This window comes from Clostridioides sp. LIBA-6622 (assembly GCF_056716095.1).
Map to the genome: position 1 here is coordinate 3,296,939 of NZ_CP196998.1, position 14,573 is coordinate 3,311,511.

The 14,573-nt window shown below is 31.5% G+C and carries 11 protein-coding genes and 1 pseudogene; all 12 read right to left on the minus strand.

Annotated features, from left to right (window positions below):
- Nucleotides 1-57 precede the first annotated feature (57 nt).
- Nucleotides 58-1,020, minus strand: a complete 963-nt coding sequence (locus ACTG47_RS15460; RefSeq protein WP_479925201.1) for an ABC transporter ATP-binding protein — start codon at nucleotides 1,018-1,020, stop codon at nucleotides 58-60.
- Nucleotides 1,001-2,005: an ABC transporter ATP-binding protein gene (locus ACTG47_RS15465; protein WP_479925202.1), complete on the minus strand. Its 1,005-nt coding sequence runs from the start codon at nucleotides 2,003-2,005 to the stop codon at nucleotides 1,001-1,003. Before ACTG47_RS15465 ends, ACTG47_RS15460 begins: the two co-directional genes overlap by 20 nt.
- On the minus strand, nucleotides 1,983-2,978 hold the full coding sequence (locus ACTG47_RS15470) for an ABC transporter permease (RefSeq protein ID WP_479925203.1): 996 nt from the start codon (nucleotides 2,976-2,978) through the stop codon (nucleotides 1,983-1,985). Before ACTG47_RS15470 ends, ACTG47_RS15465 begins: the two co-directional genes overlap by 23 nt.
- Nucleotides 2,962-3,600: an ABC transporter permease gene (locus ACTG47_RS15475; RefSeq protein WP_479927091.1), complete on the minus strand. Its 639-nt coding sequence runs from the start codon at nucleotides 3,598-3,600 to the stop codon at nucleotides 2,962-2,964. The genes ACTG47_RS15470 and ACTG47_RS15475 overlap by 17 nt, the downstream gene beginning before the upstream one ends.
- A gap of 30 nt (nucleotides 3,601-3,630) precedes the next feature.
- Nucleotides 3,631-3,918: pseudogene (locus tag ACTG47_RS15480) on the minus strand (ABC transporter permease); the annotation flags it as partial.
- Between the two features lie 23 nt (nucleotides 3,919-3,941).
- Nucleotides 3,942-5,588: a peptide ABC transporter substrate-binding protein gene (locus ACTG47_RS15485; protein WP_479925204.1), complete on the minus strand. Its 1,647-nt coding sequence runs from the start codon at nucleotides 5,586-5,588 to the stop codon at nucleotides 3,942-3,944.
- Nucleotides 5,589-5,637: 49 nt separating this feature from the next.
- Nucleotides 5,638-6,906 carry an EAL domain-containing protein gene (locus ACTG47_RS15490; RefSeq protein WP_479925205.1) on the minus strand — a complete coding sequence of 423 codons (1,269 nt, stop codon included), beginning with the start codon at nucleotides 6,904-6,906 and terminating at the stop codon, nucleotides 5,638-5,640.
- 14 nt (nucleotides 6,907-6,920) lie between these two features.
- The gene (locus tag ACTG47_RS15495; protein ID WP_479925206.1) at nucleotides 6,921-8,495 is read right to left on the minus strand and encodes a tetratricopeptide repeat-containing diguanylate cyclase; all 1,575 of its coding nucleotides are present in this window, start codon (nucleotides 8,493-8,495) and stop codon (nucleotides 6,921-6,923) included.
- Nucleotides 8,488-10,089 carry a GGDEF domain-containing protein gene (locus ACTG47_RS15500; RefSeq protein ID WP_479925207.1) on the minus strand — a complete coding sequence of 534 codons (1,602 nt, stop codon included), beginning with the start codon at nucleotides 10,087-10,089 and terminating at the stop codon, nucleotides 8,488-8,490. The genes ACTG47_RS15495 and ACTG47_RS15500 overlap by 8 nt, the downstream gene beginning before the upstream one ends.
- Before the next feature lie 338 nt (nucleotides 10,090-10,427).
- Nucleotides 10,428-11,684: a serine hydroxymethyltransferase gene (locus tag ACTG47_RS15505; RefSeq protein ID WP_479925208.1), complete on the minus strand. Its 1,257-nt coding sequence runs from the start codon at nucleotides 11,682-11,684 to the stop codon at nucleotides 10,428-10,430.
- A gap of 71 nt (nucleotides 11,685-11,755) precedes the next feature.
- Nucleotides 11,756-13,315, minus strand: a complete 1,560-nt coding sequence (locus ACTG47_RS15510; RefSeq protein WP_479927092.1) for an AbgT family transporter — start codon at nucleotides 13,313-13,315, stop codon at nucleotides 11,756-11,758.
- Between the two features lie 40 nt (nucleotides 13,316-13,355).
- On the minus strand, nucleotides 13,356-14,540 hold the full coding sequence (locus ACTG47_RS15515; RefSeq protein WP_479925209.1) for a M20 family metallopeptidase: 1,185 nt from the start codon (nucleotides 14,538-14,540) through the stop codon (nucleotides 13,356-13,358).
- Between the last annotated feature and the right edge of the window lie 33 nt (nucleotides 14,541-14,573).

Sequence of the window (14,573 nt, forward strand, 5' to 3'; positions counted from 1 at the left end):
AACTCCTATTTTGAATTTGTATATGTTATTTTTTATTACTTTTTTATAATAACTAAGTCATTCACTTGTCATATAACAAGCAACTAAATGATTCTGCTTGTATTCAAATAATTTAGGCATTTCTTTTACACAACGTTCTGTTGAAACTTTACAACGCTTCACGAAAGGACATCCTTTTTCACAATTTAAAATATTTTCACTTTCGTCTTGTACATCTATTTCTTCCTCCAGTATATTTCCATCCTTAGGATTTGGAGTCAAAACTGCACACAAAAGCATCTGTGTATATGGATGTAAAGGTGTCTTGTAAACCTCCTCAGCATTTCCAATTTCCACGATTCTACCAGCATACATTACAGCAATCCTATCAGAAATATAACGTACCATGCTCAAGTCATGTGAAATGAATAGATAAGTAAGACCAAGTTCCATCTTTAATTTATATAAAAGATTTATAATCTGACTTTGAATAGAATTATCAAGTGCTGACACTGGCTCATCACATATAATGAAGTTTGGCTGAACTACAAGTGCACGTGCAATATTAATCCTTTGCCTTTGTCCTCCTGAAAATTCATGTGGAAAACGTCCTGCATGTTCTCGTGAGAGACCAGTCATTTCTAGCAATTCATATACTTTTTGTGTCCTTGCATCTTTATCCAACATATTATGGACTTTCAAATTCTCCACAATAATAGATTCTACTGTCATATATGGGTCTAAAGACATGTATGGGTCCTGAAATATCATTTGTGTATGTTGTGCAAATGCCTTTCTTGCACTCTGTCTATGTAGTTCTAGCTTTTTACCTTGAAATAATATTTCACCTTCACTTGATGGATATACACCCATAATTACTCTTGCAAGAGTTGATTTTCCACAACCAGATTCTCCAACAAGACCTAAAGTCTCACCTTTATAAATAGTTAAGTCCACATGATTAACAGCAATATTCTTATGTTTTCTTCCTAAAGAGAAGCTTTTGGATACATCATTTAATTCAAGTAATTTTTCCATCATTCAATTCCTCCTTTGGAAAACTTTCATGTAGGCGCCAACAAGAAGCACTATGACTATTTGACACCTCAAACAAAGGTGGGTCTTCTCTTAAACAAATCTGCATACAATATGGACATCTCTTCGAAAAAGAACAACCTACTGGCAAATTAGATAAATTTGGTGGACTTCCCAATATAGATATCCGTTTACCTATGTCACCTGAGGTAGGAAGTGTTCTTGATAATGCCTGTGTATATGGATGTACTGCTCTATTGAAAAGTTCTTTTACATTACTTTCTTCCACAATTTTTCCAGCATACATCACTGCTACACGGTCTGCTAAATTTGCCACAACACCAAAATCATGAGTAATCAACAGGACAGTTGTACCCATATCTTTTCTAATTTTTGCAATAAGTTTCAAGATTTTCAGTTGTGTAGTAACATCGAGGGCTGTTGTAGGTTCATCTGCAATAAGTAATTTAGGATTACATGCCAAAGCCATAGCAATCATTACACGTTGTCGCATCCCTCCTGAAAATTGATGAGGGTACTGTTCTGCTTGTAGCACAGCATTTGGTATTTGTACCATTTCAAGTAATCTAACTGCCTCTTGCTTACAATCAGATAATGACATTTTTTCTTTTCGATATAGTGATTCTGTAATCTGTTTACCTACTTTCATTGTGGGATTCAAACAAGTTAAAGGGTCTTGAAAAACCATACTAGCTAAATTACCTCTTATTTGCTCCATCTCTTTTTCTGATGCATTCAAAATATCAAAATCCATAAGTTTCAATTCGTCACCCATAATTTTAGCTGGTGGTGAAGGATTCAACTTCAAAATTGACTGTGCCATTACACTTTTACCACAACCACTTTCACCCACTAATGCAAGAATCTCCCCACTGTTCATAGTGAGTGAAACACCTCGAACTGCATTTACTGTTCCATCATATATATCAAAAGATACATTTAAATTCTTAATTCTTAGAATATCTTCCATAATCAGCAAATCTCCTTAATCTAGGATTTAGAGCATCTTGAAGTTGGTCTCCTAAGAGATTGAAAGAAAGCATTATCATGCAAATGAATAGTCCTGGCACTGCAAACCTTATTGGATAAGTTTGAAAAACAGCAATACCTTCATTTGCCATGATTCCAAGTGACGGATATGGTGGTGGAACCCCCATTCCCAACATTGATAAGAATGCTTCTGTAAATATAATTTCTGGAACACTCAATGTCATATGTACAATTATTATACCTAACATATTCGGAATTAGATGGCAGAAAATAATTCGTCCCATACTTGCTCCAGTAATTTTTGCAGCAATTATAAATTCTTTCTCCATGAGAGAAACTACCTGAACCCTCACCAATCGTGCCATGCTAGTCCATCCCACAAGAGTATAAGCTATAATCAGTGTTCCAATTCCCTGTGGAAGAACTGCCATAAGTAAAAGAACAACAACAAGATATGGAATGCCACCAATAATTTCCAATACACGCATCATTACATTATCAACCATTCCACCTATATATCCAGAAATACTACCATATACTACTCCTACTATACCATCTATAATAACAACCACTCCTGCTACTAGGAGTGATACTCGTGTCCCATACCAAATACGTACAAAAACATCACGCCCAAGATTATCTGTACCAAATATATGAGTAATGCCACTACTTGGGTCTTTGCTAAGAAAGGGTTTATTTGCATATGCCACATTCTGAGATGCAAAATCAAAATTACAAGATATTGGGATACACACTGAACCTATAATCAGAATAAGCATCATTATAAACGATACTACTGCAATTTTATTATGATACAATATGGATATAGTCTCTCTCGCAAAACTCATCGATGGGCATACTAGCTTATTATTATCCACCTCTGAATTACCACCATCAACAAAAGCAAAGTCTTCATTAACAAGTATTTTTTTACTACTATCTATTTTCCTCACCTCCTAATCTTACACGGGGGTCTATATAACTGTTCAAAATATCTACAATTAAGTTACATAACACAAGAAACACACCAAAGAACAATGTTGTTCCTATAATTACTGGATAGTCATTGGCCTGTACTGAATTTACAAAGTATTTTCCAAGACCTGGTATAGAAAATACATATTCCACAGCAAACGTCCCAGTCAACAGTACTGCTGTCATAGGACCAAGAACTGTTATTACTGGCATTAATGCATTACGTAGACAATGATGAAGGATAATGTCTTTTTTCTTAATTCCTTTCACCTTTGCTGTACGAATATAATCTTGACTAAGTACATCAAGCATACTAGAGCGCATTAACCTTCCGAGACTTGCCATAGAGCCAAAAGCAAGCGCGAATGCAGGTAAAATCTTACTATTTTCACTTCCCCATCCTATAATTGCAAAAAAATGAATACCAGTAAATTGAAATAACATGATTCCAAAAAAATATTGTAACAATGCTCCCATAATAAATGATGGAACAGATACTCCAAGAAGTACCAAAATCATCGTCAATGTATCCCACTTTGTCCTATGCTTCAAAGCTGCTGCTATCCCTGACAAAACACCTAAAATAATTGTAAAAATCAACGCCCGTATTCCCAGTTCTAGAGAAACAGGGAATGCCTGGGCTATGATATCTGTTACTTGGCGACCAGAGACAATTGAGGAACCAAGGTCTCCATGTATCAAGTTGTTCACATATATTCCATACTGCTCCAATACAGGCTTATCCAGACCATACTTTGTGTCTAAAGCAGCCTTTACATCAGGATTAAGTACCTTGACACCAGAGAAAGGGTCTCCTGGAAGCATCTGCATCAGTAAAAATGTAATAGAAATCAAAACCCAAACAGTAAGTACTGCATAAAGAAGTCGCTTACCGATATATCTCATTTGTAAAGACATATTCTCTACTCCTGTCCTGTTTTTTATTTAATATGTGCATTTAAAATGTTAAAGAACTGAAATGGTGTACGTACTAAACCAACCAATTTATCAGAAATAGCATAAGTAGTACATGTAAAATACATTGGCCCTATAACCATATCATCTATTAGAATTTTTTCTGCCTGTATAAGTATCTCTTGACGTTTTTTAGGGTCACTCTCATTAATAGAATCCTCAATCAACTTATCATACTTTGGATTGGAATACTTTACATGATTATTCATATTTTCTGTTGTATAGTTCTCCAAAAATGTAATTGCATCATTTTCAGAAGGTCCCCAACCATCCATTGCAAAACTATAATCACCATTTGTCATTGCTTCAGACAAAGCTTTCACTGCTGTAAATTTAAGTTCTACATCCAGTCCAAGATTTTCCTTCCATTGTTGTTGCAGATAGGCAGCCTGATTCTGATTATATGTTGTATCTGATGCCCAAAATACAAGTTTAATATCTTTTTTGTCTATGCCAAGTTCTTGTAATGCCTTATCGAGATATTCCTTTGCTTTACCTTTGTCATGCTTAAATAGGCTACCACGTTTTTCTGCATAACTTTTACCATCAATACCTTTTATAACATCTGGTACAAAACCATCGGCTGCTATAGAACCATCATTAATTACATTATCAAGCAGACTCTGCACATCAATAGAATAAGCAAGCGCTTTTCTCAAGTTTATATTAGAAAGATACTTATCTTGTGTATTAAAGCTTAAATACCAAGACCCTCCATCTATATATGATTGAACAGCATCTTTACTTTTTTCTTTCACAAGTTTAATTTGCTCATTATATAAGTTACAAAGGTCAATTTCTCCAGCAGTAAATGCATTCAAACTAGTATTTGCATCTCCTATCATAACCAGCTTCACTTTAGGAATATTAATTTTTGATGCATTATAATATTCCTCAGATTTCTCCATCGTAATATGGTCATCATGAACCCATTCTGTTATTTTATATGCTCCATTTGTCACCATTTTATTAGCATCCTTAGCATACTGTTTATCACCAATTTCCTCATAAGCCTTCTGATTTATCGGCAAGAAGTATGGCTGTGACAAATAAAACAAACCATTAGTCATTGGATGAGACCATTGGATTTCTAATGTGTAATCGTCTAATACCTTTAAGCCAAGCTGAGATTCGTCAACTTCTCCTTTATAGAATGCTTCTCCATTTTTAATATTCTTATATAGATATGCAGCAAATATGCTTCCAGTAGAAGGTTTCATCTGCGTAACCCAAGAATAGTAAAAATCGTTTGCAGTTACTAAGTCTCCATTTGACCATTTTGCATCTTTTTTCAAGTGCATTGTGTAAGTTGTGTCAGTATCATTTATATCCCAACTTTCTGCTAAATCAGCTACTGGTTCATCCTTCTCATTCAACTTTGTAAACCCAGACATACAATGATATAGAATACTTTGAGAAATAGTATCAATCATCGTCATTGGATTCAATTCTGAAGGCTCTGACGTAATATTTAATGTTACCATGTCCTTTTCTTGAGTACCCTGAAATACTGAACCTTGTGTGGTATCTCCTGACTTAGATGTAGCACATGCAACCAAATTAAGTGCAAGCATAGCTACTACTAATAGAGTTATAATCTTTTTAAATCTCATATTTCTCCCCCTCACAAATAATTAATTTTTATAATTCCTTAAAGTCACCCTATGAATCCAATATCGTATTAAACGAATCAATTGACATAGGTTTATAGTAGTAATAGCCTTGAACCATATCACACCCATATTCTTTCAAACACTCTATGTGCTCTTTATACTCTACACCTTCAGCAATCACTTTCATATTTAAAGAATGAATTAAATCTATAATGGTCTTTATTACTAAACTACTATTACCATTTAAGTTGTTTAAAAAAAACTGACGGTCCATCTTGATAATATCAAAACGGGCATTAAGTAATACATTAAAGGAAGAATATCCATCACCAAAATCATCTAGTGAGCATGTAAACCCATATTCCTTAAAATCTGATACTATTTTTTTCAGACGTTCAGTATCATTTAAAGAAATTGATTCCATAAATTCAATTTCAATATAATGCTTTGGAATATTGTATTTTTCAAACACATCAATATAGTCTTGAACAATCTTTGGATCATAAAAGTGTGACTTTGAAATATTAAAACTGATTGGTACAACCTTTTTATTGTTTTTTATTCTTGTGTCCAGATACTGACACATCTGTTCAAAAGTATCTATATCAATTAATACAATATAGCCATTTTGGTTTAAAATAGGAAGAAATTTATATAATGGAATACTATTTCCATCCTTATCAAACCAACGAAGTAGTGCCTCTGCACCTATAACTTCTCCACTTATTAGGCTAACTTTGGGTTGTAGATATGTAACAAATTCATAATCTTTATATGCATCAGCTGTCTCTATTTCCAGTTTCATACGATTCATATAACTCTTATAAAAAGAATCATCATACAGTTCTATACAAGAACTTCTATTAAATAAAGTTTCACTTTCTTTCCTACACAGGTTCGCATAATTTAATGCATCATAAAATGCGACTTTTTGATTAATAATCACATAAATACCCATAGACATAAAAAGGTTTCTATAAATTCGCTCATCATCTATGCGATACAATATGTCTATTAATGGTATCAATCGTTCATATATAAGATAATTAGAGTCATCACACTTTAACAAAAGAGCAAAGTTATCTGCATATAAGTATCCAGCATATTCTTTTTCTTCTAAAAACATCATTATTTTTTGAAAGACCAATGTCAGGATTTCATCTCCTGCTTTACTTCCATACTTTGTATTAAAATAGCGAAAATTTTTAATGTTTAACTGTATTAAAACATATTTTTCTTTGCTATTTTTTATATCACAATATTTTTCCAAAATATATGAAGTATCATATTTTGAGGTGATATTATTTCCCATTTCCATCACGATTGGCTCCTTTATTTATAAATTGTATATACATTTCTTCCCTTATTTTTGGATTGATATAAAGCTAAATCAGACTTTTTAATAAGAGTTAACTCATCACAGCCATGCACATGCATCTCATTATATATTCCAAAAGACAAAGTAAGTTGTTTAGAATTTTTACTTTTTAAATGTACAATATTTTTATCTTTCAACTCTTTTTGAACTGAATTAACAAATGTAATAATTTCATCATCACTTCTATCGACAAGTATGCATGTGAACTCATCTCCTCCATATCGTGTAGCAAAAGCATTATCTGGCAAATTTTTTTTTAATAAAGTAGCAACTTCTTTTATTACCTCATCACCTTTTGAATGACCATAGTAGTCATTATATTCTTTGAAGAAATCGATATCAACCATCACGTATCCAATGGATAAAGTATCCTCATCTTGAATTAATTTACTAATCAGTTTACTGCTGTATCTTCGATTATAGATTTTTGTAAGTTCATCTATATCTGCTACTGTTTGTAAACTGGCTTGCTTTTCCAACATAAGATTCTGTTCTTTTTCTGTTTCATATAGAGAAATAAGACTTTTAAAGCTTTCACGCATCAATATTTTGCTTGCCATTTCTCTTTTTAATATAGTCTCATAAAAAGTTTCATAAAGTTCATCAGTTGCATGTCCAAATAAAATTGCATATTGAACATGTAATTCTTGAATCTTTATCATTATATTCTGGTCTGTATTTTTATACAGTATATCTAGTTGTTTTAAACACCATACTGCATTTTTTTCCTTTTTTAATAAAAGTAAAAATTCCATCAAATTCAGATAAATAGATTTCAGCAAAAACGCATCCTCTTTACTTTCTATCAACCTTTTCATCAAATCATCTATTTTATGTACTGCTTCTATCTCCTTATTTTCTAATAATAGAAGACGTATTTCCCCTTCTATAAATAACAAAGGTAAAATGCCAACATCACATTTTACACTTAAACATTTCTCATGATATTTTCTAGCTTTATCCAGCTCTCCTTGGACACAATAAAGGTGTAATAGGTTAATCAGTATAGTTTTATAATAAAAAACAACATTTTTTACAGGAACATCTTTTATAACATCTAATGCTCTTGTGTAGAATTTCTCTGCAACTGTATATACCCCACTTGTGTAAAATATCTCTGCAATATTGTTATAGAAAATAGCGCATGATTTTTTATCTTTAATTTTATAAGCAATTTGAGTCCCTTTTAAATATGTAGTAAGCGCTGTTATTTCATCACAAATAGTAATATTCCGTAAACCTTCTATTTTAAAATATTCAATTAAAATATCAAAATAGTTTTTATTCTCAGAAAGTTCTCTTGCCTTCTCTGAATGAAAATTATAAGCATCTATATTCCATTTTCTTTGAAAATATTGTGCTAAATACACATGAGCTAATGCTTGTCCATAGAAATAGTTTAACTGTTCTGATATCATCAATAATCTATCACAGTCACGTTTATTAAATCTAAGATTGTGTTCGAAATGGTGCTGAATTCGTTCAATTATCAATTGAATTTGTTCAAATAGTATATTATAGTTATTCATTATGCACCCCTTCCATAGAAAGTATTGATTTAGAGTTATTTCTACCATTATTCTTTACAATATATAATGCTTTGTCTACTTCATCAAATAAATTAAGTACATCAACTTTAGTTGATACTATCTTATTACCATATCCAATTGACAATGTTACTATTTTTGCACATCGTGAATGTATATGTTCAATATTTTTTTCTTTTATTGTTTCTTTTATCTTATTTACATAGTCATCCATTTGTTCAAAGTTCAAATCCCAACTAAGACAGACAAACTCATCACCACCATAACGAAAGACTGCCATTTGTTCATTTGCCTTCTCTTTTAAAATACTCGCTACTTGTTTTAATATTTCATCACCTGCTAAATGACCATAATAATCATTATATTCTTTAAAGTAATCAATATCAAATATTGCAAGGCCAATATTTGTATATTTGTTGCTATTGAGAATTTCATCTTGCTTAATATTAAAATAATAACGATTGTATATATTGGTCAATTCATCATAATTTACAAGGTCATACAATTCTTCTAGTACTTTTTTTGATTGATTATACTTAGTATAAGTGTCATTTAATTCAATTTTTGCAAGTAAACCTTCTACTTTTAGTAGATTTGCTTTTGCCTGTGCTTTTAAATATAAATCGTAATACTCATGATAATGGTAATATAATTCTTGTTTTGTCTCAAATTTCTGTGAGTACTGAATGTTCAACTTACACAATTTCAATAAAGGCTCTGGTTCATCTTCTTTTATTAACTCTCGTAAGAATTGTAATAATTCACTTGATTTTATTTTATTATTAATATGTATCATTGATTCCAATGCATTCATCAAAAACTCTATGATATAAATACGATTTGGAAAAGTCATAATTCCATCATTCAACATTTCTTGTAAATAAAATAAACTCTTTTCTTCATCCTTCATCTCTGAATAATAAAGTAAATATGCATAATCAACATATAATTTTAAATCTTTCTCTTCAAATGGAAGTGAACTCAGTTCTTTAATAGTTAATTTCATCAATTCAAGCCTACCTAACTTTAAATATACATTAACGAAATTAATTAATAGCATTCGCAAAAAACGTGGTTTTGTATCTGGCAGAGAACGTAATACATCCATTGCTTTATATAAATAAAATAATGCTTCATCATATAATTCATAATCCAAATAATAAGCACTAATATTTCCATAATTTACACCAATGCGGTATTTGATGCCTAATTTTTCGGAAATATCCAAGGCTTTTAAAGTGTATTTAAATGCAGATTGTTTATCATACGAATTTGAAAAAAGTAAACTATATAGTGCATAAAACTTTTCTAATAATTCACTTGGATTCTTTTCATTGATATACCCTTGTGCATACTCCAATTCTTTTGATACACATTTCATATTTGGTTCTACATAGAAATAATAATCAGCACGCCATACATATCCAAAAGCCACACTTTGCCAATCTTTATTTTCTTTTGCAAGCGAAATCAGTTTATCACAAAGCCCACAAACAACATCATCATTTACATTAATGTTTTCATGTATTTTTCTCTTTAATTCCTCAATTTCACACAAAGCGTAGTTTTCAATCATGACATTACTCCAAATTTATTTTTTATAACATTATAACACGCAAGTATGGCTTTCCACAATGAGATATCAATTTGTGTTTCATAAGTATTTAAGTTGATTATATGATTATCTCTTGTTGACAATAACATACCTGTTTTTGCCACAATTATAATCTAGTTTTTGCTTTTTTACAGAGCAAGTATCATCTAGATTAGAAGTTCTTAGAAATTATTTTTTTATTTTTTGTACAAAAAGAGGAGATGATTCAAATTTTTATTTTGAGGCATCCCCTTATAGTAATTATATATTATTAGGTTGTTATAGGATTTATAAGCTGTGGGTTATATAAATCAATATATTTAATCTTCAAAATACCCTTCTGGATATAATGGAAACTTAGATATAAGCTCTTGGGCTTCTACTTTACAATCATCTAATACTTCTTTATTATCAATATTATCTGCTACCTTATTCATTATTCCTGCTATCTTTATAACTTCTTTTTCTTTAAGACCTCTTTGAGATATTGATGTAAGACCTATACGAACACCACTAGTTATAAATGGTGACTGTGGGTCATCAGGTATAACATTTTTATTAACAGTTATTCCTACATATTCAAGAGCTTTTTCAAATTGCTTTCCTGTAAGATTTTTGCTTCTTAAATCAACCATAACTATATGGTTATCAGTTCCTCCACTTACAATACTAAAACCATGTGAAATAAGTTCAGATGCTAAAGTCTGAGCATTTACTACCACTTGTTCCATTATTTTTTTAAATTTATCTGTACTTAAGTATAATAGTGAAAACGCTTTTGCTGCAACTGTATTAAGATGTATAGAACCTAATGTTCCTGGGAAAACACCTTTATCAAGTTTCTTTGCATGTTCAGCTTTGCAAAGTACAATACCACTTCTTGGTCCACAGAAAGTTTTTGTTGTAGATGAAGAAACAAAATCTGCATAAGGTACAGGACTAGGAATTACTTTTGCTGCTACCAATCCTGCAACATGTGCCATGTCTACCATGAAGTAAGCCCCTACTTCTTTTGCAACCTTTGATATTCTTTCATAGTCTATTAATCTTGGATATGAACTTGCTCCTGCAATTATCAGTTTTGGTTTACATTCTTTTGCTTTTGCTTCAAGAGCATCATAATCTATGCGCCCAGTACTTGGGTCTACTCCATAAAATTCATATTTATAAATATCATGTAAAAAATTAACTGTGCTACCATGTGTTAAATGTCCACCTTGGTCAAGACGCATACTTAAAACAATATCATTTGGTTTTAGTATTGATGAGTATACACAATAGTTGGCTGTAGAACCTGAATACGGCTGTACATTTACATGTTCTGCTCCAAATACTTCCTTTGCACGCTTAATTGCTAAAGTTTCAAGTTTATCTGCTTCTTCAGAACCTGCCTGAAAACGAGCCCCTGGATAACCTTCTTCAGTTTTATTTGTAAATACACATCCACTTAATTCAAGTACTTCTGTTGGTGCTGTACTTTCAGAAGCTATCATTTCAATATTATGCTCTTGTCTAACCAACTCCCCAGCCACAATGTTATATAACTCTGGGTCTGAAATTTTTGTTGTTTTTAACATACTAATCCTCCTCTTAATTAAAGCATATATTTTATTGGTTTAATCTTTATTAATAAATTTATTATAAATGTCTATAAAATGTAAGATATTCCTCCACCAGGTCCTAATGGTATGCCAATACCCATGAATAGCAATAATATTATTATTTCTATTAATGTAAATGCTACTGAGTATGGAATCATATTCGATATGACAGTACCTATACCTATATCCTTATCATATTTTCTAGCAAAAGCTAATATAACTGGGAAATATGGGAAAAGTGGACTTATTGGATTTGTTGAAGCATCTCCAATACGATAAGCTATTTGAGTTAATGCTGGGTTGAAATCTAGTAGCATAAACATAGGAACAAATATAGGTGCTAAAATCGCCCATTTCGCAGAAGCACTTCCTACAAATAAGTTGATAAATCCGGATAACAATATAAATCCTATTATCAATCCATAACTAGGTATCCCCGATTCTGCCAGTAATTTTGCTCCTGTTATTGATAAAATTGTACCTAAGTTACTAAGATTAAATAAATTAATAAACTGAGATGCTATAAATGCTAGGACTATATATCCACCCATATCACTCATGCTACTACCCATCATAGATACTAATTCTTTGTCATTTTTTATCTTCTTACTTACTTTTCCATACACTAATCCTGGAGTTAAAAATATGATAGTGATTATAGGGACTATGCCTTTCATTAAAGGTGCATTACTAGATAGTATAGAACCATTCTCTGGATCTTTCATAAATGCATTTTCACCTATGCATAGGGCAACTATCACTACCACAACAACTAACAATGATAATAAAGCATATTTTATACCTTTATTTTCAAGTTCACTTAATTCTTGCACATCCTTATCATTTGTTGAATCATTATATTTTGAAAAACGAGGAGCTATAAATTTCTCAGTTACAAATGCTCCTGCAAAAGTTAAAACTATTGCTGATATAAAAGCAAAATAAAGGTTCATTGCTGGATTACCTTGGTAAGATGGGTCCATCATTTGAGCTGCTGGTATTGTAAATCCAGCTAGCAATACATCTGTAGTGCTAAGCATAACATTTGCTGCAAATCCTCCTGCAACACCTGCAAAAGCTGCGAACATACCTACAAGAGGATGTCTTCCAATCCCTAAAAACACAAGTGCTGCAAGTGGTGGTAATATTATAAATCCTACATCTGCTGCTGTATGTGATAACATACCTGCAAATACAATTGCTACAGTTACAAGTTTTTGTGGAACTTTACTTATCCCCTTTTTCATTAACACTTCCATAAATCCAGATTTCTCAGCAACACCTGCTCCAAGCATTGTAACTAATACTAATCCTAATGGAGCAAATGACTGGAAGTTTGTAACTATACTACCTAAATAGGATTGAATCTGCTCTTTTTCTAATAGATTTACTACTTTTACAACTTCTTTTGTAGAAGGATGTATTTCTTCTACTCCTAAATTAGATATAACCGCTGACAATATTAAAACAATTATGCATAGTAATAAAAATATGGTTACTGGGTCTGGAAGTTTATTTCCTGCTCTCTCTACAACATTTAATGCTCTCATCAATAATCCACTATCTTTGTTTTTTTCCTGTGAATTAATTTTACTCAAACTAATCACCCCCATAAACTTTATCTCCAGAAACATTCTATCTTAAATTTTATTTTTTAAATTTATCCATATAATTTATAACAGACTGACATAGTACATTTGTACCTACTAATATAGAATTTTTATCAGCTTTAAATTTAGGATTATGCCATTGATACATACAATCTTGTTCTTTGTTACCTACTCCTAACCAGTAAAAAAATCCTGGTGCTTTTTCCATAAATATAGAAAAATCTTCTCCTCCTGTGGAAGGTATTGGATCAACTATAGCATCTTCTGAATACAAATCACATACAGACTTATAAGCTATTGTGTACATCTCTTTACTGTTTATAACAGCTGGTAGATCAAATAAATAATCTAACTTTGCAGTTGCTTGATATCCACGAGCTATCTCACAAACTATATTTTCCAAATTTTCAGATATTTTCTTTCGTACTTCATTACTAAAGCTTCTACATGTACCTGTCATATCTACTTTTTCTGAAATTACATTATTTGCAGTTCCTCCATTTATAGTACCTATTGATATAACAGCTGATTCTAATGGACTTATGTTTCTGCTTACTATAGTTTGAATACCCATTATAATTGCACTTGATGCTACTATAGGATCTATTGTTCTATTTGGTATACCTCCATGACCTCCAAAGCCATTTACTTCTATCCTAATAGTATCTACTGCTGCCATTAATCCACCTAACTTAACTCCTACTTTTCCACAAGGTATATCTGGGTGATTATGAAGACCAAATATAGCATCAACTTTTGGATTTTCCATTACTCCTCTTTCAACTAGCATCTTCGCACCTTTATTGACTTCTTCTGCTGGTTGAAATATAAACTTTACATTTCCATGAAGACTATCTTTAATGTGAGACAATACATATGCACATCCTACAAGACAAGACGTATGTATATCATGTCCACAAGCATGCATTATACCATCATATTTTGATTTGTATCCAATATCAACCTCTTCATATATTGGTAAAGCATCAATATCTCCTCTTAATGCTACTGTAGGACCATCATATTTTCCTTTTAATAATCCTACTACTCCTGTCTCCATTCCTAGGTCTAATATCTCTATACCTAAACTTACTAACAAATCTTTTATAGCTTTTGTAGTCCTAAATTCTTTAAAACTTAATTCGGGGTGCATATGAATATCTGTAAAAAAATCTAAAATATCTTCTTTATACTTTTCTGAGATTAAAATAAGTTCATGCATACTAACACCTCTCCAAAATTTTATTTTTTTAAT